At 61.2% G+C, this 2,226-nt stretch carries 1 protein-coding gene and 3 pseudogenes; 3 read left to right on the top strand and 1 reads right to left on the bottom strand.

Features of this window, described 5'->3' with window-relative positions:
* Positions 1-355, bottom strand: a pseudogene (locus MAXJ12_RS22385) (sigma-70 family RNA polymerase sigma factor); the annotation flags it as partial.
* Between MAXJ12_RS22385 and MAXJ12_RS39010 the strand changes: the two are divergent.
* The 3 genes and pseudogenes from MAXJ12_RS39010 to MAXJ12_RS37725 all read left to right on the top strand — a co-directional run.
* Entirely contained in the window at positions 293-445 is a 153-nt protein-coding gene (locus MAXJ12_RS39010) for a hypothetical protein (RefSeq protein WP_244421552.1), read from the top strand. The pseudogene MAXJ12_RS22385 and the gene MAXJ12_RS39010 sit on opposite strands and share 63 nt — an antisense overlap.
* A 49-nt stretch (positions 446-494) precedes the next feature.
* Positions 495-731 (top strand): annotated as a pseudogene (locus tag MAXJ12_RS22380) (GTP-binding protein); the annotation flags it as partial.
* An 83-nt stretch (positions 732-814) separates the two neighbouring features.
* Positions 815-1,265, top strand: a pseudogene (locus MAXJ12_RS37725) (transposase); the annotation flags it as partial.
* Positions 1,266-2,226 lie beyond the last annotated feature (961 nt).

Below are 2,226 nucleotides of genomic sequence, written 5' to 3'. Positions count from 1 at the left end.
GCCGCAGCATCTTCGTAGGAAAGCCCTTCGATTGCGACGAGGTGATGGCGCGCTGCTCCTCCGCGAGGCTCAGGAACGCCGTCCTGATCTGCGCCAACCGGACGACGTGATCCTGTGGTGGCGGCAGATGGGCTTCGGCGAGCACAGCTGCCTGTTCAACGCGGCCAGATGCCGAATGTCGTGACCGGTAGCCGTCAACAAATACATTGTGAAGCACCGAAAGCAGCCAGGTTCGGAGATTGCCCGCCTGCCGAAATGTCGATTTCCGTTCATACGCCCGAACCAGCGCATCATGCACCAGATCTTCGGCATCGGCATCACTGCGCGTCAACGATCGGGCGTAACGCCGAAGCACGGCGAGTTGGCCTATGACATCGAAGCGGGGGTTCTGACCATTCATAACTTGTATACGGACCCGATCGTCATCTTAGTCCCCGCTTCGTGACTTATTTCTTTCGCAAGGCAATCACGACCGCCAGCGCTGCCCGATCGCTTTGTACGGCTTCAGGGATCATGTTCCCGAGACCGAGGAATACGGTATCCGTTCCTTCGTCTATCGCGAGCGGCGGCAGTTCGATCCGATGAGAAAGGCCTTCGTCGGCAGGCCGTGGCCGGGCGTGGTGGGGACAAAGGGCTTCTTCTGGCTGGCGACACGGCCCCACCATGTCGGCGAGATCAGCCAGGCCGGCGCGCTGGTCAGGACCGGCAAGCGGGTGCCGTCGCGGGAGTGGTTGGAATTGTGAGTTGCCGTAGTCTCCGGGGTGTGAAACCTCGAATCGTGCCGGCGTTAGAGCGCCGGACAGGAGACTACGCCATGGCAAGGCCTAGCATGAATGCCGAAGCCGTTCACCCCGAGGCTGAGGTTACGGACTATCTTTTCGACAACTGGTTCGACCCGATCGAAGCTGGCCTGCGCGAGCGGGTGCGCGGCTTCATCGAGACGATGCTCGAGACCGAGCTGGACGCGGTGCTTGCCCGTCCCCGTTATGGCCGGCAGGCGGCGGCGCGCAGTGAGAGCGCCGGTGTCGCCGGCCACCGCCACGGCCACCGGACGCGCACGCTGACAGGGACCTTCGGCATCACCGAGATCGGTTCCGCGGGCGCGCCTCGATGCCGGCGAAGACAAGACGGTGGAATGGAAGAGCAAGGCCTTGCGCGCCTATCAGCGGCGCACGATGGCCGCCGACGCGCTGATCGCGTCGGTCTATCTGGCTGGCACCAACACCAGGCGCGTGCGGCGTGCGCTCGCCGCGCTGTTCGGCGGCGCGAGAGCATGTAGCGCGTCGCCTAATCGCTCTTTATGGCGGCATCGACAGCCCCGACGACATCAAGATGGCGTTGGATAGCATCTCAAAGGATTTCCAGACCGATCTCAGGGTTATGTAGCCGGAAAATTTGCCGATTGATCGGACCGGGACGAGAGGCTGAGCATCTTCGCCGCTTGCGCTGCATGGCTGGTCGCCATATCTAACCCCACACCCCATGGCGGCCGGCTGACAACGTTTGCAAACATCGGAGTGGTCACTGTGAGCTACATTTTCCCGCAAGAGCGTGACGTCCTGGAGATGCTCGCCGGGTTGCGAACCCGCAAGTCAGAGACTTGGGTGAAGACCTGCCTGAAATCCCTCACCCGAGAAGGGTATTGCACCGAAGGGCCAAATCCTAGGCTGACCCCTAAAGGGCGAGCGATACTTGGTGTGCGCCTCGCTGCGGAGTGAGCTTCTCCCGAGCCGCCGTGTTGATTGAATTCTGTTAGCTTTCCCGAATCTCCGCGCTCGCGTCAGGAGAATCGGGCAAACTGATCAGCGTCTCCGCCATCCGCATATGGCTGGAACCGGCCGGCGTCGCGTCGCCCCTAGCCCCGGCTCAGCGACGCCGGTTTTCCAAGACCCACACGATCGGGAACCGTCGACCGGTATTGCGGTCAGACCGAGGTTCCGACAAAAGAGAACCCGCCAGAGCAGACTGTAGCGGGCGAATCAATCAAGGGAGGGAAAACACAGATTCTTATCATACAAATCGGCGCTTGCTAACGCGGGGCGAGAGAGGAAGAATGTCCTAGCGTGGCTATTCTTAACCCGTCGGGAAATGCCCTGTCGAGGCGTTAGGAACAAACCTACCTCACTCCAGCCTGAAATCGGCCGGTTCATGAAAGCAGCGACGGAACTGCACCGCGCCTGCTCCGCTCCACCGGATGCATACTTTGAAGCGCGAGTCGTTCACGAT

The sequence above is a fragment of the Mesorhizobium alhagi CCNWXJ12-2 genome (assembly GCF_000236565.1).
Taxonomy (GTDB): Bacteria; Pseudomonadota; Alphaproteobacteria; order Rhizobiales; family Rhizobiaceae; genus Allomesorhizobium; species Allomesorhizobium alhagi.
This window is presented reverse-complemented; position numbering and strand designations above follow the sequence as displayed.

What these genes read in the sequence shown, in the direction of transcription:
- MAXJ12_RS39010 (WP_244421552.1), top strand. Translation starts at nt 293, where the DNA reads ATGCACCAGATCTTCGGCATCGGCATCACTGCGCGTCAACGATCGGGC.